The 17,255-nt window shown below is 39.6% G+C and carries 15 protein-coding genes; 7 read left to right on the top strand and 8 right to left on the bottom strand.

Annotated features, from left to right (window positions below; genetic code table 11):
- A partial coding sequence (locus VB733_RS22495) for a transposase (RefSeq protein ID WP_323342284.1) occupies positions 1-270 on the top strand: 270 nt, incomplete at its 5' end.
- 245 nt (positions 271-515) lie between these two features.
- A complete protein-coding gene (locus VB733_RS22490) occupies positions 516-2,810 on the top strand; it encodes an amylo-alpha-1,6-glucosidase (protein WP_323342283.1) in 2,295 nt (764 codons plus the stop codon).
- Positions 2,811-2,910: 100 nt separating this feature from the next.
- On the opposite strand, the gene VB733_RS22485 is transcribed toward VB733_RS22490, so the two are convergent.
- Positions 2,911-3,228, bottom strand: a complete 318-nt coding sequence (locus VB733_RS22485; protein ID WP_323342282.1) for a DUF2973 domain-containing protein — start codon at positions 3,226-3,228, stop codon at positions 2,911-2,913.
- Between the two features lie 335 nt (positions 3,229-3,563).
- Positions 3,564-3,881, bottom strand: coding sequence for a DUF2605 domain-containing protein (locus VB733_RS22480; RefSeq protein WP_096614987.1), 318 nt, complete (start codon positions 3,879-3,881; stop codon positions 3,564-3,566).
- Between the two features lie 858 nt (positions 3,882-4,739).
- Between VB733_RS22480 and VB733_RS22475 the strand changes: the two genes are divergently transcribed.
- Entirely contained in the window at positions 4,740-5,945 is a 1,206-nt protein-coding gene (locus VB733_RS22475) for a glutathione S-transferase family protein (protein WP_323342281.1), read from the top strand.
- Between the two features lie 78 nt (positions 5,946-6,023).
- Here the strand turns inward: VB733_RS22475 and VB733_RS22470 are convergent, their stop codons facing one another.
- From VB733_RS22470 to VB733_RS22460, 3 genes are all read right to left on the bottom strand, one after another.
- Positions 6,024-6,263 carry a 2Fe-2S iron-sulfur cluster binding domain-containing protein gene (locus tag VB733_RS22470; protein ID WP_323342280.1) on the bottom strand — a complete coding sequence of 80 codons (240 nt, stop codon included), beginning with the start codon at positions 6,261-6,263 and terminating at the stop codon, positions 6,024-6,026.
- A 92-nt stretch (positions 6,264-6,355) separates the two neighbouring features.
- Positions 6,356-7,831 carry a cobyric acid synthase CobQ gene (cobQ, locus tag VB733_RS22465; RefSeq protein ID WP_323342279.1) on the bottom strand — a complete coding sequence of 492 codons (1,476 nt, stop codon included), beginning with the start codon at positions 7,829-7,831 and terminating at the stop codon, positions 6,356-6,358.
- A 266-nt stretch (positions 7,832-8,097) separates the two neighbouring features.
- Positions 8,098-8,502, bottom strand: a complete 405-nt coding sequence (locus VB733_RS22460; RefSeq protein WP_323342278.1) for an Npun_F0494 family protein — start codon at positions 8,500-8,502, stop codon at positions 8,098-8,100.
- 321 nt (positions 8,503-8,823) lie between these two features.
- On the opposite strand from VB733_RS22460, the gene VB733_RS22455 reads away from it, so the two are divergent.
- Positions 8,824-9,261, top strand: coding sequence for a peroxiredoxin (locus tag VB733_RS22455; protein WP_323342277.1), 438 nt, complete (start codon positions 8,824-8,826; stop codon positions 9,259-9,261).
- Positions 9,262-9,401: 140 nt separating this feature from the next.
- Here VB733_RS22455 and VB733_RS22450 read toward each other — a convergent pair whose 3' ends face one another.
- Entirely contained in the window at positions 9,402-10,157 is a 756-nt protein-coding gene (locus VB733_RS22450) for a YebC/PmpR family DNA-binding transcriptional regulator (protein WP_323342276.1), read from the bottom strand.
- Between the two features lie 298 nt (positions 10,158-10,455).
- Here VB733_RS22450 and VB733_RS22445 point away from each other — a divergent pair, with 298 nt between their 5' ends.
- The gene (locus VB733_RS22445; protein ID WP_416336344.1) at positions 10,456-11,700 is read left to right on the top strand and encodes an ABC transporter substrate-binding protein; all 1,245 of its coding nucleotides are present in this window, start codon (positions 10,456-10,458) and stop codon (positions 11,698-11,700) included.
- A gap of 55 nt (positions 11,701-11,755) precedes the next feature.
- Here the strand turns inward: VB733_RS22445 and VB733_RS22440 are convergent, their stop codons facing one another.
- Entirely contained in the window at positions 11,756-13,087 is a 1,332-nt protein-coding gene (locus VB733_RS22440) for a cytochrome P450 (RefSeq protein WP_323342275.1), read from the bottom strand.
- Positions 13,088-13,420: 333 nt separating this feature from the next.
- On the opposite strand from VB733_RS22440, the gene VB733_RS22435 reads away from it, so the two are divergent.
- The gene (locus tag VB733_RS22435) at positions 13,421-13,783 is read left to right on the top strand and encodes a VOC family protein (RefSeq protein WP_096614996.1); all 363 of its coding nucleotides are present in this window, start codon (positions 13,421-13,423) and stop codon (positions 13,781-13,783) included.
- 51 nt (positions 13,784-13,834) lie between these two features.
- Positions 13,835-15,160, top strand: coding sequence for a recombinase family protein (locus VB733_RS22430; RefSeq protein WP_323342274.1), 1,326 nt, complete (start codon positions 13,835-13,837; stop codon positions 15,158-15,160).
- Between the two features lie 130 nt (positions 15,161-15,290).
- On the opposite strand, the gene VB733_RS22425 is transcribed toward VB733_RS22430, so the two are convergent.
- Positions 15,291-16,832, bottom strand: coding sequence for a hypothetical protein (locus VB733_RS22425; RefSeq protein ID WP_323342273.1), 1,542 nt, complete (start codon positions 16,830-16,832; stop codon positions 15,291-15,293).
- Between the last annotated feature and the right edge of the window lie 423 nt (positions 16,833-17,255).

Below are 17,255 nucleotides of genomic sequence, written 5' to 3'. Positions count from 1 at the left end.
CCCGCCTATACTTCCCAAAAATGCTCTAACTGTGGCGCAGTAGTGAAAAAATCTCTATCAACAAGAACTCATGTTTGTGAATGTGGATTTGTGCTGCATAGAGACTGGAATGCTGCTATTAATATTCTGAAATTAGCCTTGAGTACCGTAGGGCATACGGGAACTTGGGTCTTAGACTCGAACGCTTCAGGAAATTCAACCTCTACTTATGCTGGAGAAATCTTGTATGAGCAAGTTGGGTCTATGAATGAAGAATCCTCACACCTTTAGGCTGGGGAGTGTCAAAAAACATTGTTTACAAAACTTTAAACTAGTTTTGTTGGCTGAAAATAAGTTCAACACATAAATTCAACACATAGATTTATACTTATGTCGAAAGCATCTGTATGAGTTTATTTTTTTGCATGAGTGGCTGAAAAATTGTTTGATGCTGCGTCATTTTTTCCTGTTGACGCGAATCGAACAAAGAAAATCGACAAAGAAAATCTAGACTCGTTACACCTGGAAATTTGCTGATGACACCGGATACAATCCTAACACCGGAAAAAATACTGCTAGACGGCAAAGCCTTTGTTCCGGCGGAAGATATACCAATTCCCGAATGGCCCTGCGTAGTCAGTCAAAGACCGCAGCCAACATTAACTATTAAAGATGACGATTTATTTTTAGTTACAGATACTTTAGGTAATATTTCTGGGTGTTCCCTGAATGATGGCAACCCCAGTATGGGTTTATTTTGCGCTGATACCAGATTTTTGAGCCGATTAGAACTGCAAATTGATGGACATTCTCCGGTGTTGTTAAGCAGCACAGCCGATAAAGGTTTTTCGTTATCGGTTTTGTGTACCAATCCCCGGATTGAAGACCATCTCCAACCCGATACAATTGGGATGCGGCGGGAACTGGTGTTGAATGGGGCTTTATTTGAAGAAATTGAAGTCTGTAATTACAGTACCAGTAATATTAACTTTGAACTTAGCCTCAGCTTTGATGGTGATTTTGCTGATTTATTTGAAGTTCGCGGGCACTATCGTGAAAAGCGGGGTAGATTATTACGTTTAGTCGAGCCAATATCGGAGGAAGTTGTCCTTTCCCATAGTGAAAGTAATGGCTTAGTCCCAGACGAGCAAAACTCAGAAAAGCGCGAACAATTTTTAACCCTCGCCTATCAAGGTTTGGATGGGATGGTGATGGAATCACGAATTAAATTCCAGCATCGTCAACCAGATTATTTTAAAGGTTATACGGCACTGTGGCGGTTTGAATTAGCCCCCCATGAAAAGCAAAAATTGGGTTATCGAATTAATCCAATTACGAATAATAAATCAAGCTCTACAGTCAGCGCTCCTGCCACCTTAGGACAAGCTAAGGCTGCCGAGGTAATGGAGGAGCAAAACTGGGTACAGCAAATTACCCGGATTCATGCGGATAAAAGCATTTTTAACCGGGCAATTGAGCGCGCAGAACAGGATATGTATTTATTGCGCCAATCCTTTGGCAAGCATAAGACTGTATCTGCTGGTGTTCCTTGGTTCTCGACATTGTTTGGACGGGATTCAATTATTACCGCTTCCCAAACCTTGATGTTAAATCCCGAAATTGCCAAAGAGACGCTTACCCTCCTGGCAAAATACCAAGGGAAAATTGACGACGAGTGGCGCGAAGAAGAACCAGGGAAAATACTACACGAGTTACGCAGTGGTGAACTTTCACGCTGTCAGGAAATTCCCCATACTCCCTACTACGGAACCGTTGATGCGACTCCATTATGGTTGATGTTGTATGCGGAATATTACGCTTGGACACATGATGGCGAAACCCTAGAGAATCTCTGGAATCATGCCTTAGCGGCGATGGATTGGATTGATCGCAATATGAAGGATACTGGTTATCTCAGCTATTACCGGAAATCGAAGCGGGGTTTAGCTAACCAGGGTTGGAAAGATTCTGGTGATTGTATTGTCAATCGTAAAGGAGAATTGGCAAATGGGGCGATCGCACTTTGTGAGGTTCAGGCTTACGTCTATTCGGCAAAAATACGCTTGGCTGAAATTGCCCGGATGAAAAAGCGTTTAGATTTAGCTGACAGATGGATGGAGGAAGCTAGGAACCTGAAATTGCGCTTTAATCGCGATTTTTGGATAGAAGACCAGGATTTCTGCGCTTTGGCTTTGGATGGGGAAGGGAAACAGGTTGATAGTATTACTTCTAACCCCGGACACTGTCTGCAACTCGGTATTTTTACACCGGAAAAAGCCTACAGTGTTGCGGAACGATTACGCGCTCCGGATATGTTCAACGGTTGGGGAATTCGTACCCTGAGTAGCTTATCTCCGGCATACAATCCCATGGGATACCATATTGGCTCAGTATGGCCCCATGATAACTCAATGATTGCGATGGGATTGCGATCGCTCGGTTTAATCGATCAAGCAATGGAAGTTTTCCAAGGTTTGTTTGATATGACTAATGTGCAACCCTATCAACGTCCGCCCGAATTATTCTGCGGCTACGAGCGTGATGGAGATAATGCCCCTGTTCAATACCCTGTAGCTTGCACTCCCCAAGCTTGGGCAACTGGTAGCATTTTCCAACTATTACAAATGATGGTTAATTTAGTCCCAGATGCACCCAATAACTGCTTAAGAATTATTGACCCCGCATTACCAGAGTCAATTAACCGCCTATCTTTACATAATTTGCGCGTTGGTCCAACAATTCTCGATTTGGAATTTGAGCGTTCTGGAAATACAACTGCTTGTCGTGTCGCGAAAAAACGCGGCAATCTCCGCGTTGTCATTGAGGCTTAAATTCGGACGAAAATAAATTTAAGTGAGGAGAAATAAACCCGGAATTATGTAGTTATGGAGACTGGAACCAAGATTATTCCTAACTCCTAACTCTTAATTCCTACTTCTCCTCCTGAACATCACTTTTTTGTCCTGGAGATGCTTCAAACAGGGCATCTAGTTGTTGACGAGCATCTTCAACATTAATCGATCGCATTACTAACAAAGGTTCTTTGATTAACTTACCAGAATCGTCTAATAATTCGGGATGAGGTACAAACTGCTTTCTGGAACCAGAATAACCGTTACTAGCTAGCGAAGACTTGGGCGAGTATGTCCGCTCCCGATCAAAACTAAACATTACTAAATTACGAATTAAATTTGCAACAGCAATAACGGCAAGAATTGTAAAAGCCAGAATGTAAAGAAGGTGTAACATAGGGTCTTCCTCAAGGAGCAGCGTGTTTTTAAATTGTTTCTAAAGAGATGCCAAAGCGGTCAATAAAGCTGTAACAATTTGAATGGAATAGTATGAGAAAACTTGTCTGCGGATTGCCGCTAATTCTGTATATTTTGCCTACATTCTGACTACTGCAAATCAAAAGGGATTACGAGTAGCATAATATACATTCAATCTATTTATTTATCATTTTTAGATCATTTGGTTTTCTTTAATTTTTGAAATACTTAAAATAAACATAGCCGCGATTCTGCTGATTGATAGCTGGCTAAAATCTATACGAGAAGAATCTTCATCTTTTCATCTCATAAATCTTAAGTTTCGCGCTCTTGTCGAGAACGCATCGCCACATTCCAGCATTCTGTAACTAAATGATGCCAAGGCATAAGAGCCTGCATTTCAATACCGGCTTGTCCATTCGTTGCGGTAAGTAGCATTTTCGCTGTTTTTACCTCTTCTTGCGCTTGCTTGACTCGCAAAAGCAAATTTGACTGCTCTTGCTGACTCATAAACCCCACACGCTCGCTTTCTAAAAAGTCATGCGATCGCGCAAACCAATATTGAAAATCCTCTAATAAGGGTTGTAACACTGTCTTGAGTAACTCGGGTTCTGGCAAATTAGAGTTCTGCATAAATGAGAAGCATACTTCCTAATACATTACTAATGTTAACTTTTTTTACTATTCTTAATAATTTAGCAGCTTATCCAACAATTTCATAGAGCTTTTTGTAGCACTAGCTACAATTTCATTATATGAATTTCCCGGAGGTTTGTACAGATTCAAAAGTCATAGATAGAGGTGCTTTGGATATCATGAATCGAAGTCGGTGGAAATATTATTTGCGACTTTAAATAAGTATAAATACTCGTCTAGGTCGAATTACAAGCAATTGCAGAAGAACCTCACTTTTCTTATTTTTGCGATCGCTCTCTCATTTTTCCTCGCTTACGCCTTAATCAATGAGACGGGAGTATTAAAACTATCATTACAGTAAATTAAAATCAAATTGATTTTGTAATTCAATTTATAAATATTTAGATTGTGTCAGTCAATGCATCATTAGAGATAGATTTGTGCTTCTTCTATTGAACTCAACCGAGAATGCCAGAAAAATAAATATATTCTTAAGAATTTCCCAGAACTAGAGGCAGAATACATAATCAAGGATAGAGGATAAAAATAACTAAGACTGACACGGAGACTGAGAGACGCGGGGAAGCGGAGAAATTTTAATTGTCAGTGATTAGCCGAATATGATATGATTCCCAACTCTGCGGTGTCGGAATTAGTACCGCAGATATGTATGCTACATTTGTGCTGTCATCTGAATTTGGTATTTTGACCGCGATTTTTAGGCGATCGAGTCACTGATGTCACCACCAAACATCTACGGTTTGCGTAATTTAGCCAGCCTGTAATTGAAACCTATTATTAAAAATATTGTAGAGTCAAGAAAAGTCCTCAGTAATAGCCCTCAGCAACTACCCTATGACTACCGCACCCCTCAGTTGGCAAGAACTAGAAACCCTCACAGACTATCAAATAGATACCATTAATGGTCTCACCAACTCTAGAGCCAGGTTGCGCTTGTTTGGAAAGCCCGAATCTGATGTCCGGGTAACGCTGTACCGTGATAACCATGCCTGGTGTCCTTACTGTCAAAAAGTTTGGTTATGGTTAGAGGAAAAACAGATACCCTACCGCATCGAAAAAGTGACAATGTTCTGCTATGGAGAGAAAGAAAGTTGGTACAAACGTAAAGTACCATCCGGAATGCTGCCCGCGATCGAGCTAGATGGACGAATTATTAAGGAAAGCGACGACATTTTGATTGCTTTGGAAAAGGTTTTTGGTTCATTAAACCAAGGCATGGAAGACCGCAGAGTGCTGCCTCTACGTCAATTAGAAAGACTTTTATTTAGAGCCTGGTGTGCTTGGCTGTGCTACCCAACAGGTTCCTCCCAACAAGAACAACGCAACCGAGAACAATTTGTAGGAGTGGTGGCTAAAGTCGAGGAAGCTCTAGGTAGCACCCCAGGACCTTACTTTCTAGATAGTTTCGGCATCGTTGATGTCATCTTTACGCCCTATGTCGAACGCATGAATGCGAGCCTTTACTACTACAAGGGCTACTCACTGCGGGAGGAAAACCCCCGTTTGCGGGCATGGTTTGATGCCATGGAAAGCCGAACGACTTACTGCGGTACCCAGAGCGACTTTCACACCCATGCACATGATTTACCGCCCCAGATGGGGGGCTGTTGGGAAAACGGCGAAACCCAGATGCTTCTCAATAAAGCGCGGGTAGATAACGGACCTTGGTTTGGGCTACCAGATGTTACTTATCCAGAGCCCGAAAACTCCCGTATGGAAGCTCTGCAAAGAGTTATCGAGCATCGCGTCAATATTATCCGAGTCAACCCTGCCGATGATAAATTATTTGATCAAGCCCTACGTTGTGCTTTAACACAGATGATGACCGGTGAAGACTGTGTACCTCCATCGGGTTCTGATGTAGCTCTACGATATTTGCGCGATCGCATCAATGTACCTAGAGATATGTCGATCTACGCAGCTAAACGATTGCGGGAATCTCTGGAGAAAACCGCAGCCCTTGTGGGTGATGGACAGCCAGCCCCAATTCCCACTCAGCATCGAAGAGATCAAGACCCGTCTAACTTTGCCAGAAAGTAGAATTTAGTAGGATTTAACACCAGCCCTTCCAGAAGATTGAGTCCTCTTGATAGAGGACTTTTGCAATTAAATGACAAATCACCAAGTTGGGTCACTAAATAAATGAATAATTAATTCATCACGTCCCGGTGGAATTGCGGAAATACAAGCACGGACAACATCGCCATGCTCATATTCAACCGTACAAGCATGACATGAACCCATCAAACACCCTGTAGGAATAGATACTCCAGCTCTATCTGCAACATCAAGCAGGGGTTCTCCAATTTCGGCATCAACAGTAATATCATCAGGTAAAAAGCGGATGTGGACGCTCATTTGCTTTTGGATTGGTTCTTAATTATTAACAACTATTGATCTAATTGATCTAAATTGATCGATCAGTTTTGTTTTCAGGACTTGACAAAATACTACAAAAATGTAGATAAATCTAAGTGACGCTCGACTTCTGTCGCCAGCGAGTCTAGAAGATTTTCTCGTTGTTCGCGATAATTAGCAACACCTGTAGGTAAGGATTTTAAACCACGTTGTTGGCGTAGGCGATTTAACCAAGCACGTCTCCAGGGACCATTATCAAAAATTCCGTGTAAATATGTACCCCAAACAGACTGACAGCCATCAACTAAACCTAAGTTGGGGTCATCGAATAGGGCTTGAAAACCTTGAGGATCGTTTGGAGGAATTTCAACGCGCGATCGCCCTTGGTGAATCTCAAATCCAGTTACGGGTAAACCAACTTGGGGGAAGTTGGAACTAACTTGACGCTGACGGGCAACTTTTTGTCCAGTTATTACGGTTTTGATGGGTAATAATCCTAACCCTTGGAATCTACCTGCTTGTCCTTCAACACCTTCTGGATCGGCAATCATCTGCCCTAAAATTTGATACCCGCCACAAATCCCCAGCACTGTACCACCAGAAGCCGCATAATGTTGAATTGCTTCCGCCATCCCGCTTTTTTGCATAATTAACAGGTCGGGAATTGTTGTTTTTGTGCCGGGAATAATTACCGCATCGGGATGTCCTAAATCTTGCTTGGGACTCATGAATCTGATATTAACACTGGGTTCAGATTCTAATGGGTCAAAATCGGTAAAGTTGGAAATCCGAGGTAATCTAATTACGGCAATATTTAACTCGCTACCTTGTTTGTGAGACTTCCGCTCCAACAAATCTAAGGAGTCTTCCGCCGGGAATACTTGTTCCATGTAAGGAATTACCCCAATTACAGGAATTCCCGTCCGTTCTTCTAACCATTTAATCCCCGAATCGAGTAGCGATCGCTGTCCTCGGAATTTGTTGATGACAATCCCTTTAATTAAAGCGCGTTCGTCGGGTTCGAGTAACTCTAATGTCCCAATCACATGGGCAAATGCACCACCTCTATCTATATCAACGACTAATATTGTCGATGCATTTAAATGTTTGGCGACTCGCATATTCGTTAAGTCGCGGTGTTTGAGGTTGATTTCCGCCGGACTTCCCGCACCTTCACAAATCAATAAATCAAATTCTGTTTGTAAATGCTGCAACGATTCTTCAATTGCTCGCCAACCCAAATCAAAATATTGTTCATAATAATCCGATGCCGTCACTTTACCAACTGGCTTACCCTTAATAATTACCTGGGAAGTCATATCGCCTTGAGGCTTAAGCAAAATTGGGTTCATTTCCACCCAAGGTACAACTCCCGCAGCCCAAGCTTGCACTGCTTGAGCATAGCCCATTTCGCCACCGCTAGCTGTCACATAAGCATTTAAAGCCATATTTTGACCTTTAAAGGGAGCCACTCGCCAGCCTCTACGTGACAAAATTCGACAAATAGCTGCTGTTATCAGTGATTTCCCTGCGTGGGATGTAGTTCCCACTACCATAATTGCTTTCATAATTGTTCGATTTTGAGATTGAGTCAGTGTCTTAGGGATAAAGGGGATGTACCAATTTTGATGTTAGTGGTTAATGGTTAGTGCTTAAGTGTTCAGAGTTCGGTGTTAATAGTTAGTAGTTCATGGAAATACAACGATTAACCAACGACAAATAACCATTCACCAATAACCAACACCACATTAAAGTTTTCATGAATGGTATTGACGTTTCCGTACTTATTGTTCCCTTTTATCCTTTATTGATAACTCATTACTACCTAATTATTCTAGAAGGGTAATCTCAACCAGCGAGTAATTGTTTCGTAAATGCGATCGCTCCATGAAGGATTTCGCCAAGGTTTGGTTTGATATTCTTCCACGAGGTTACGTCCTAGGGGAGTGAGGCGAAAGCTATCTGTAATTCCCTGTCCATCGACTTCACGACGTAATACACCAACTTGAATTAACCAAACCAACTCATTATCTGCAACTAATTCTGACAGAAGGCGTTTTGTGTAGCCTTTCTCAAAGCCTTTATTACCAGTAATTTCACCAATCGCCACGCGATCGCAACCCATCGCCGCAAATAAAGTATATTTGAACGGTGAGCAAATTAGCGACCTTTCTGCGCGTGTCAGGGTTTGGCTGGAATATACAAACGGTGTGGGATTAGAAAAATTTGCAGCAGACATAGTTTATTGGTTTTATTTTGGTTTATTTTAGTTATTTGCGAAATTGAGCATTGGATATGGATGCGGAGATAGGTAGATGAGATAACGCCGTAATCAATCGTCTACATATCTATTCATACTCTACTCATTGTCCCCACATCTCCGCGTCTCACCGTCTCCCCGTCCCCCGTCTCACCGTCTCCCCGTCCCCCGTCTCCCCGTCTCCCCATCTCCCCATCTCCACATCCCCACATTCCCTTCTTCCCTAATCTTGTCTGATCTATTGTAAATTATTGTAAAATTTCAAGTGCATTAACATTCGCCACACAGGGAGAGTTAATTATGGCTTTAGCAGTTGGTTCTGATGCACCTGCATTTACCGTCAAAGATACTAACGGTAATACCGTTTCCTTATCTGATTTTCAAGGGAAGACAGTAGTTTTGTACTTTTATCCTAAAGATGACACTCCAGGTTGCACCAAGCAAGCTTGTAGCTTCCGTGATGCTCAATCTAATTATCAAAACAAAGATGTGGTTGTTTTGGGAGTTAGCGCCGATGATGAAGCTTCTCACCAAGCTTTTACCCAAAAGTACAATTTGAATTTTCCACTGTTAGCAGACACAAATCAAAGTCTAATTAAAGCCTACGATGTCGATGGCGGTGGTTATGCCAAGCGTGTCACCTATGTTATCGATGGCAACGGTAAGATTATTCACGTTGACGGTACTGTCAATACTACTACTCACGCGAGTGATGTTTTGACTGCGCTAGGTTTGTAATTCAAATTTTGTTGGAATTAAATTTTGTGGAAATTAAATTCTAATTTGGTTTTGAATCGCTTTTGAATGACATTGCACGGAGAAGGTGAAGTATTTTCCAATTTTCCGTGCAGTGTAATTGTTTTAAGTGACACTGAAACTTAAGCCATTGCTGCCATCAATTGTTCAGCCATTTCAAAATTAGCTGTCACATTTTGTACATCATCTAAAGCCTCGAGAGTATCAATTAGTTTGAGGAGCGATCGCGCTTGCTCTGAGTCTGCGACTTCGATATAATTCCCAGGTATCCAGCGCAATTCAACATCGGTAACTTTAAAGCCTTGTACTTTTAAGGTTTGGCTGAGGATTTCTAAATTTCCAATATCTGTAAACACATCTGCGGTTTCTGTATCAGTCATTTCATAGGATTCCGCACCGCCTTCTAAGGAAGCTTCTAATAATTTTTCTTCATCTTCTACACTTTCGACAACACAAGCACCCTTTTGGGAAAACATCCAACTCACACAACCAGTTTCACCCAAATTCCCACCATTTTTGCTAAAAGCCAAGCGCAAATCAGCAGCAGTACGGTTGCGGTTATCGGTTAGCGCTTCGACTAAAATTGCCACACCACCAGGACCATAGCCTTCATAGCAAATTTCCTCTAGTGTATTATTATCTCCTCCTAAATTACCCGCACCTTTAGCGATCGCACGTTCAATATTATCATTGGGAATACCCGCAGCTTTGGCTTTTTCAATCGCAGTCCGCAGTTGAAAATTACCGTTTGGGTCTGGAATGCCGCTACGTGCTGCCATAATAATGGCACGGGACATTTGCGTGAAGGTTTTGCCCTTTTTCGCGTCTACAACTGCTTTTTGGCGTTTAATATTCGCCCATTTACTATGTCCTGCCATAACCTTAAATCAATATGTCTATATCAAAAATAAAATAACAAACTATTTAGCAGGTAGGAGTCAGACAGAATTCAGCAGGGGGGTTTTGATAATTAAGAATTATATTATTTCCTATCAATCTCAATTCCATATTCCAACATTCAGATTTCAACATCTGACTCTTCTAGCTCTAAAATATACTGTGGAACTCCGTCTTGTAATCACCAAACCTGTGCGCCAATACCATACATCTAGCAACTTTTTCAATCATCTCCACTGGCAATTTCGGTTCTTAATTTTACTAATAACTAGCCTGCTAATATTTTCAGGTTGCCAGATATTTATACCCAGCAACAATGACACAGCAGTAACTCATATCACCCTGTGGCAAGGTGTAAATCCACCACCAAACCGGGATGTGTTGCAAAAGCTCGTTAATAAATTCAATCAAACTCACCCTGATATCCAAGTTGAGTCATTATACATTGGGCAGCAGGATCAACAAATGCCAAAGATTTTAGCGGCTGTAGTTGGTAATGCGCCACCTGATTTACTTTGGTATAATCCCACAATTGGTGGTCAATTAGTTGAACTTGATGCTGTAATTTTCCTTGATGAAATGCTAAATCAATCCCCTATCAAGGGAGAAATTGACCCAACTTTATTCGAGTCGATGGAATATAAAGGTAAAATTTGGTCGGTTCCGTTTGCCACAAATAATGTTGGAGTTTTCTACCGTCCGAGTTTATTTAAAGCTGCGGGAATAACTGAATTACCTAAGACTTGGGATGAGTTACGACAAGTTGCCAAAAAGCTAACTCGTGATACCAATGGTGATGGCAAAATTGACCAGTATGGTATGTTTTTACCTTTAGGTAAAGGGGAATTTACGGTATTTGTGTGGTTGCCATTTATGTGGAGTGGTGGTGGTGAATTAGTTGCTGGGGAAAAGCAAACACCATCTGCTGTGGAATTAGCAAATAATCAAGGTGCTATTGCTGGGTTACAATTGTGGCGTGATTTGATTGCCGATGGTTCGGTAATTTTATCGGGACCGGAACGGGGTTATGAAACTGATGCATTGTTGGCGGGTAAAGTGGCAATGCAATTAACTGGTCCTTGGACATTGGGACAGTTTCAAGCAACTGGTGTTGATTTTGATGTCTTCCCAATTCCTGCTGGTAAGCTTCCTGCTACTAGTATTGGTGGTGAAAATTTGTTTTTATTTAAAACAACACCGGAACGGGAAAAAGCTGCCTTTAAGTTTGCTGAATATGCATTAAGTGAAGAATTTCAGACAGAATTAGCTTTGGGAACTGGATATTTACCAATTAATATGAAAGCCCGACAAAATCCCAAATATTTGGAATATGCAAAGCAACAACCAGCAGTAAAGGTATTTTTAGAACAAGCTAAATTTGGTCGTAGTCGTCCCATTTTTCCTGGTTATAACCGAGTTTCCGAAAATTTAGGTCGAGCGATCGAATCAGTTTTGTTGGGTAAGACTTCCCCCGCAGAAGCATTGAAGGAATCCCAGCAACGTTTGGATTTAATTTTTAAGTAATTTGTGAAGTAAGCTGGATTTATTCATGATTTAGGAATTACAAATTCATTATAGATTAATGAATTCTGTGGAAGTTAACTTTTAATCCATCTTTGGGACGAGGAGTTGGAACCATCACCAAATCTAAATTTTGTTGAGGGATTAATTCCCATTGATAATTTCTTGCTAAAAGTGCTGCAAAAATTTTAATTTCGAGTTTTGCAAATTCTTTGCCAATACATTCGCGGAGTCCACCTCCAAATGGGACGAAACTAAATGCTTTAGATTTCTCTTCAGCATTCGCAAAATTAAACCTTTCAGGGTCAAATTGTTCTGGCTGTGGATATATATTTATATCTTTATGTGTATAGCCAATTTGGTAAAGTAGCGACCATCCTTGAGGAATTTGATAGCCATTAAATTCACATGTTTCGGTTACTTTACGAAATCCTCCACCTACAGGAGGAATCAGACGTAAAGTTTCTTTTAACACCTGCTCCAAATAAGTCATTTGCTTGAGATTTTCCAGAGTTATAGGCATATTTAAGCCTAATTCTTCCTGTTCTTGACGAATAGATGCTAGAACTTGTGGGTGTTGTACTACTAATAAGCAAAAACATGCGATCGCAGAAGTTAATGTTTCGTGTCCGGCAAATATCAACGTCAAAATTTGGTCTTTGAGTTCTTCTATACTCAAACGATTTCCTTCTTCATCTTCTGCTTGTATTAGTAAACCTAAGGCATCTGCTTGAGAATTATTTGAACTAATACGTTCTTGGATAATTTTTTCAATTTTCTGCAATAAAAGTTGGCGACTTTCCCAAGCTTTTCCAAAAGTTGTCCAAGGTAATTTGATACCTAGTGAAAACAAGCCATTAACCCAAGTTGTATATAAATCACCTAATTGGGTTTGTGACGCAGATTCTGTACCAACGAGTAACTTACAAGCTATGTCCAAAGTATAATTTTTGATTTCGGGATACCAAGCAAAATTACCAAGATTTTCCCAGTGTTCAAAGTATTTATAGGTATTTGCTTCAATTGTGGAAATGTAACTGGATAATGCTCTGGGTTGAAATGCTTGTGAAAGAATTTTGCGTCGTTTTTGGTGTTCTGCACCTACTTGAACCGATAGCGAAGCTGCTCCTAAAAGCTCTTTTGTACTCTTGGGCCAGTTATTAGTAAAATACTTATTTTCATTTGTAAATATATACTTATTAGCATCTGCTCCGCTTGCAATAATAGTTGGTTGTCCAAATATATGGGTTTTGAAGACAGAACCATATTTTTCTTGTCGCTTTTTGGTAAAATTTGGGTCACGTAAAAAATCAAGACTTTCACCAATTAAAGGTAAACCAAAATCCCCTGGTGGCAATGGCAGCGAATTAATAGTATTTTTGTTTGTCATTGTTTAAGTTGATTTTAGTTATTTTTTCTATAGTTCAAAATATCACGCCTACATTCCACATATCAACTACCAGAATCATTACTTTTACTGGTTTTTAGAAGTGCATAAAGGTATTTTATGGATTTTATCTACTTAATACAGTTGTATTGACGGTTATAAAGGGGTAAAAATCATAATTTATAGTGGAAAGCAAGATTTTAAGAATTACAGATTGTGACATCTGAGAGTGCAGAATGTTGGTTATAGTGTAATCTTCAAGTATGAAAGTTGATTACTTGATTAATTTGTCGTAGCTCATATCATTAATAACTGGAATCTAAAATCTCAAGTCCAATGCAGATTACCCAATCTCTCCACACAGCAATTAACGTTACTAACCTAGAAAAAGCCGAACATTTCTACGGTGAAATATTAGGATTATCAAAAATTGAGCGATCGCTAAAATACCCAGGTGCTTGGTATCAAATTGGTAACTACCAAATTCATTTGATTCTCGTAGAACAAATAGCCAGTGAACCCAAACACGAAAAATGGGGACGCAACCCCCACATAGCTTTTTCAGTTTCCGACTTAGATGCCGCTAAACAGCAGCTACTAAATTATAACTTCCCGATTCAACCAAGCGCTTCCGGTCGTCCAGCAATTTTTACACAAGATTGGGATGGAAATGTAATTGAGTTGAATGCTCAGAATTAGAGGTGCAAATTTAAATTATTTTTTTGATTTCTTTTCCCCTTTGCCTAAATCATGTCTGTTTTTGCCTATACTTACACTGACTTGCTTTTGGAAACTACGCCCGAATCAGATATTTGGGGAGAGTGGGAGGTGGAGCGGGTTTATGAAGATTTGAGAACGCAATTCTCTCAAGGGGAAACTACACGGGAGCAACTACAAAAACTACTGGCTGACTGTCGCACTCATCACCCCCAATATGTACTTGTTCGCAGATTGGAGGAATTAGGAGATAGTTTAGAGGAAGTGCGATCGCGAATGGTAGAGTTACAGATATTAGGAATTACTTTGGTTGCGATCGAACAAGGTTATAATTCTTCTGAAAATACACTTAATAGTCGTCTTGAGTTAATACATTTAATCCAAAATCTTCAGTATCAACAACGTAGTCGCCGCATTCGTCAAGCTCACGCCATTAACCGTTTGGAGATAGCACCGCCCCCAGGAAAAGTCCCTTACGGTTATAAGCGAGGTCAATCAAAATACATAGTTGATCGGACAACTGCACCGGTTGTCAAGGATTTTTTTGAAAATTTCTTGCTTTATGGCTCTTTGCGTGGTGCAGTAAAGTATCTGGCAAAAAAATATCACAAAAAAATATCAGTGACTACGGGAAAACGCTGGCTGACAAACCCAGTATATAGGGGTGACACGGCTTACAAAAATGGCGAAATAATTTCTAATACCCATGCTCCCATCATCACTAAGGAAGAATCTGCTCAAGTTGATCGATTATTGCGTCGTAATAGCCGTTTACCTTCGCGAAGTGCCAGCGCACCACGTTCTTTGGCTGGTTTAGTTATGTGTAAACAATGCCAGTCACCCATGACAATTACCCGTGTCACAACTCGAAAAAAAGATAAGGAATATTTATATTTACGTCCAATTAGTTGTCCTCAAAAACCTAAATGTGGGGCAATTTCCTATTCCGAAGTTCTGGAAAAAACCATTGCTGTAGTTTGTCGTGACTTACCACAGGCTGTCGCAGGTATAAATTCGCCTGAAATTGAGATTGTAAAACTTAATTTGAGCGATGAAATTTCGCGACATCAACAGATATTGGCACAAATTCCTGAATTAGTGGATACAGGAATATTGGATGCGGAAACTGCTAAATTAAGGGCTTATAAGCTACGCACTGAAATATCAGCATTACAAGCAAAGTTTGCCACTCTTCCACCAGTTAATTTAAGTTCAGTTGCACAAGCGATTTCCATTCCTCAGTTTTGGTTTGATTTATCAGAATCAGAACGGCGTTTTTATTTACGTGAATTTATCCGTAAAATTGAAATTTTGCGACAAGATAGTAATTGGGAAGTAGGTATAGTGTTAATTTTTTAGATTTTATTGTTTGCTTTATCTGCATAGGATAGAATTCAAAATTCAAAATTCATTATTCAAATGCAAAAATCAGCGCTTGATGTTCATCTTGAGTAAATTTGAACAAATTTGAAAAAAATATTTCTCAGCCCTAAACTGCATCATCCTTGACTGGTGATTCTGGTCGTTTTCCAGAATTACGAACATTCACAATTTTACCTAATAAATCAAACCAAAATGAAGCACCCATGGAAATTGCAATTCCACTTAAAATCCAACCAGGAATTAATGTGATAATTCGCCAGTAAGGAAACTGTCTACGCTGTTTTGTACTCCAAGATATCTGTTTTTCTAAATTAGAATCTGTCCAACCAATTGGTAAAGCAACTTCCGTTAACGCTTCATCAGTTTGACTACGTAAAGTATTGATATCAACATAATTTAATTGATTGCGATTTTGTGAAACTATTTGCCCTGCGTTTTGAACAATTGTTTCCCGTAATGCCGAATCTTTTGAGAGTCTACTAATCATGTGAAATGTATCCGCATTACTGGCAGCTGCAATCGCAAAGCCAAGAAGTAAGGCAACTCCTTTAGCATTACGCTTATAAACACCAGATGCACGCTCCATCGAATTATCAAAATTAGTAGCGATCGCATTTTGTAATGTACTAATTCCTTCTGTTGTCTGTTGCAAATTAAATTCAGCCCGTTGTGCCAAATTTGTAATATTATTTGCCAATGATGGTGGTAATCGATCAATGATTTTTTCGAGATTTTCATACATCTCATTATCTTTATCTAAAAGAGATGTTGTCAATTCCTGATAAATATCAGTTCCCCGTTGAACTGCTTGGGCAATTTCTCTCACATTTGGCTTCAAACCTGCTAAAGATATTGTTCGTTGAGTATCTGCAAAAGAGTTATTTTTATACAACTGTAATTGCTGTAATGCTTTATTAGCAGATTCTTCGTTGGGAATCTGAGATTGAAATAGGGCAATATAGCGATCATAACTTGCCGTCATGCGATCGATGCCACCATCTATATCTAATCTACCTTGTTGAAAATTCCAGATAATTTGTTCAAAGTCTGCTTGTAGTTCTGCAAAGGCTTGATATATAAAGTTGAAAAAATCTGCAAATTCTTCATTATCTCCAAGCTGTTCTTGCAATTTTAAAACTATACTTTCTATCTCTGACAATCGTTGATTTTTAAAAGTGTCAAGACGGGTTTCCGATAGCTTTTGAGCAATTGTTGGTAATTGCAAAGTTTCCATTAATGTAGTAGCAAAAGTGCTTGCAGGGATATATGATGGTCCACTGTGTCTACTACCTCCAAATACTGATTCTTGTTTTTGATTTGATTCTGGATTTTGTTTGAAGGAGCGGTATACACTAGCAACTGACCATGTCGCTTGGCGGGGAATATTCGCAAAAAATCCTTGAGCTTGTTGGTTAAGACTTTTGATTAGGGGGTTACTATATATTTGATTAGCAAGCTGAACGACATTTGTCTCATTTGAATTTTGTGAACCTCCAGCAATAAATAGTTCAATTGATTTTCTCAGATGTTCGGCACGCCATTGAAATACTGTTGAGATTAATTCTTGTATTTCTGATGCTAATAAACTCAAGATTAAATAAATGAAAATTAGTCCGAGGGATACATCTAAAATTACTGGTAAATTCATCTTCATCTACTCCGATAATAGGAAATTAGCTCTTGATAATTTTGACAATAAAAACCCAAATTAATCTCTGACATTAAAATTTTGTAATATTAATTGCAATATTCATAATATAGTGTTCGGATAAATAGCATAAAAATATCAACTTCTAATCATGATATTTAATTATCAATAAGTAGTATTTTTAAGGCATTCATATTACACAGTAAAGTGCAAAAATGAGAAATTTAAGTAAGTGATTATGACTAGATTTATTTGCAAAAGTCATAGAGGTGAAACTGCTTTTGACTCCTCACTAATTAAGTCTGAAACAATTTAGAAGACAATTTATAATTTGTCAAAAACAATTCTGACTAATTTCTCAAAGTTGGGGTAACTTAAAGTTTGGGGATGGCAACATGGGAGACTTGCAAACGTCTCTTGAGT

This window comes from Calothrix sp. UHCC 0171 (assembly GCF_034931845.1).
In the GTDB taxonomy this organism is placed as follows: Bacteria; Cyanobacteriota; Cyanobacteriia; order Cyanobacteriales; family Nostocaceae; genus Brunnivagina.
This window is presented reverse-complemented; position numbering and strand designations above follow the sequence as displayed.

What these genes read in the sequence shown, in the direction of transcription:
- VB733_RS22490 (WP_323342283.1), top strand. Translation starts at nt 516, where the DNA reads ATGACACCGGATACAATCCTAACACCGGAAAAAATACTGCTAGACGGC.
- VB733_RS22485 (WP_323342282.1), bottom strand. Translation starts at nt 3,228, where the DNA reads ATGTTACACCTTCTTTACATTCTGGCTTTTACAATTCTTGCCGTTATT.
- VB733_RS22480 (WP_096614987.1), bottom strand. Translation starts at nt 3,881, where the DNA reads ATGCAGAACTCTAATTTGCCAGAACCCGAGTTACTCAAGACAGTGTTA.
- VB733_RS22475 (WP_323342281.1), top strand. Translation starts at nt 4,740, where the DNA reads ATGACTACCGCACCCCTCAGTTGGCAAGAACTAGAAACCCTCACAGAC.
- VB733_RS22470 (WP_323342280.1), bottom strand. Translation starts at nt 6,263, where the DNA reads ATGAGCGTCCACATCCGCTTTTTACCTGATGATATTACTGTTGATGCC.
- cobQ (WP_323342279.1), bottom strand. Translation starts at nt 7,831, where the DNA reads ATGAAAGCAATTATGGTAGTGGGAACTACATCCCACGCAGGGAAATCA.
- VB733_RS22460 (WP_323342278.1), bottom strand. Translation starts at nt 8,502, where the DNA reads ATGTCTGCTGCAAATTTTTCTAATCCCACACCGTTTGTATATTCCAGC.
- VB733_RS22455 (WP_323342277.1), top strand. Translation starts at nt 8,824, where the DNA reads ATGGCTTTAGCAGTTGGTTCTGATGCACCTGCATTTACCGTCAAAGAT.
- VB733_RS22450 (WP_323342276.1), bottom strand. Translation starts at nt 10,157, where the DNA reads ATGGCAGGACATAGTAAATGGGCGAATATTAAACGCCAAAAAGCAGTT.
- VB733_RS22440 (WP_323342275.1), bottom strand. Translation starts at nt 13,087, where the DNA reads ATGACAAACAAAAATACTATTAATTCGCTGCCATTGCCACCAGGGGAT.
- VB733_RS22435 (WP_096614996.1), top strand. Translation starts at nt 13,421, where the DNA reads ATGCAGATTACCCAATCTCTCCACACAGCAATTAACGTTACTAACCTA.
- VB733_RS22430 (WP_323342274.1), top strand. Translation starts at nt 13,835, where the DNA reads ATGTCTGTTTTTGCCTATACTTACACTGACTTGCTTTTGGAAACTACG.
- VB733_RS22425 (WP_323342273.1), bottom strand. Translation starts at nt 16,832, where the DNA reads ATGAATTTACCAGTAATTTTAGATGTATCCCTCGGACTAATTTTCATT.